The 1,902-nt window shown below is 62.5% G+C and carries 4 protein-coding genes; all 4 read right to left on the reverse strand.

Annotated elements, in window-relative coordinates; genetic code table 11:
* Positions 1–375 (reverse strand): Mu-like prophage major head subunit gpT family protein (locus Q5Y72_RS19570; protein ID WP_305965060.1); only part of this gene is annotated, 375 nt, incomplete at its 3' end.
* 12 nt (positions 376–387) lie between these two features.
* Positions 388–738, reverse strand: a complete 351-nt coding sequence (locus Q5Y72_RS19575) for a MarR family transcriptional regulator (RefSeq protein ID WP_305965061.1) — start codon at positions 736–738, stop codon at positions 388–390.
* A 529-nt stretch (positions 739–1,267) separates the two neighbouring features.
* Positions 1,268–1,684: a regulatory protein GemA gene (locus tag Q5Y72_RS19580; RefSeq protein WP_305965062.1), complete on the reverse strand. Its 417-nt coding sequence runs from the start codon at positions 1,682–1,684 to the stop codon at positions 1,268–1,270.
* Positions 1,681–1,902: hypothetical protein (locus tag Q5Y72_RS19585; RefSeq protein WP_305965063.1), on the reverse strand; the 222-nt coding region annotated here is incomplete at its 5' end. The genes Q5Y72_RS19585 and Q5Y72_RS19580, both read right to left, overlap by 4 nt.

The raw sequence follows: 1,902 nt of genomic DNA on the forward strand, positions 1-1,902 counted from the left end.
TCGGGCGAGCAGCGAGAATACGATTTCATCGGGATGAAGCGCGGCTGGGTGGCCCATCCCGGCGAACATCGGCTTGAAGACGCCCAGGCGATCATCCGAGAAGTCGTCGCGCGAGACCGAAACCGTGCTCTCGAACTTGCGGTTCACGATGGTGAAGCCGTGCGCCTTCAGCTGGCGCACGACCCGTTCGCCATCCAGCCATTCGCGCAACTGCGGGAACTGGCCGAGCCAGCCATAGCTTTCGTCGCGCGCGCTGCTGGGCACCGTCATCGCGATCTTCGCGGCCTGGCTGGGCGCGGCAAGATGCGCGGTGTTGTAGATCGTCTTGAAGCCTCGGAAGGCAAGATCGAGATTTTCAGGGTTGATGATGGGCATGTCTGTGGTCCGTCATGTGGGGGGTTGCGTCAGAAGGCCGCGTGTGGCCAGGCGCTGCAGGATCTTCGAGACGCTGCGGGAATGGATGCCAAGCGCCGTGGCAATCTGCCCGATGCTGCGGCCTTCGCGGCGCAACGCCAGAACGGTGAAGCTGACGCGAAACCGATGCGCGACTGGCCCTTTCGGCGGAACGATCCTGCCCCAGCCGTAATTCCCGACCAGCCAGTCGGTGGCAGTCATCTGCCTCCCTGGCGTCGTGTCGATTTGGTGGCGCGCGGGGATCGAGAAATCGCGCCCGCCATGGGCAAGAAGGAAATCGCGAACTGCGTCGGCACCGATGGCGGCTTCCATCTCGCGCAGCATCTCGGGCACACGCATGCCCATGGCCGCGCAGTCGGCACAGGAAGGAATGAGGAGATGCGGGGTAGGGTCAATTGCCATAGGTCGAAGCTATGGCAGCCCTGAACACATTCCTTCCCTGAACAGGATCAGGGTGATGCCCGGAGGTTCGCTACATCCTCTCGGTTCGAAGACCGGCGGGGCGGGTTACTCGGGCACATGCAGACGATGGGGCCACCGGGGCCGCGCTGCAAGAGGAAGGTGATCCGGAGGGTCGACATCCCCTCATGGCCTGAAAGCCAGTTGGTCGAGCATCGTAATGGCTCGGATCACCCCCGTCAGATAGCAAAACGGCGCGCGGATTTCAAGGTGAGTGCCGGACCGCCCCGCAATGGGGTCTGAGAGCGCCGTTAAATACCTATTAAAGGGCCGTCAGACGTTTTCTGGTGTCCGCGTGGCCAAAACCACCAAGCGCCCGTCAGCGCGCATTCTGGCGGCTTTGACGCAAAAGGGCGGCGCAAGCCGCGCCGCCCCTTGTCGCAATGGCCGCGGTTCACACCGCCCTGGCGCGCGCCTTCATCGCTTTCAGTGCGGTGATTGCCCTGGGCGCCGCCTCGGCCGTCAGGAAACGCAGCGACGAGACCTTGAAGCATCTCAGGAGCCATTTGTTCAATTCGGCCTCGCCAGCCTGCCGGCTTGTGTATTCCTGCCACAGCGCCCGGATGAGTTCAATTTGAGCAAAGCTGGCCATGCCAGGCCGTGCGCCGAAGTTCTGACCCTGAGCTTTCGCCGGCTCGAAGCCGAGATACTGGAACAGCCCCATCATCGCATCTAAGCCGTCGCGGTCCAGCTCGGTGGAACTGGTGACACCCGCGATCTGCGCCAGCGCCGATCGATAAGCATCATCCGGCAGATGCACCTTGCGACAGGCGACATGGATCAGCTTCAGCTGCTGTGCGGTGATCGTCATGCTACATCCTCCTTTGTGTCGAAGCCGCGCAGCGCCTGTTCAAGCAGCCGCGCATGTCTTGACAGAAAGGCGCATTGCCGCTCGGCTGCCTCTTCCAGGACGCGGCGCGACAGATTGATGGTTTCGAGCGTTCCGGCAGGCATCTGCCATTCATCGGCCAGGTATTGTGGATCGTTGGTTATCGTCTTACACACGGCCGCAAGCGCTGTGGCGGCATC

The organism is Paracoccus spongiarum, from assembly GCF_030732095.1.
GTDB classification, from domain to species: domain Bacteria; phylum Pseudomonadota; class Alphaproteobacteria; order Rhodobacterales; family Rhodobacteraceae; genus Paracoccus; species Paracoccus spongiarum.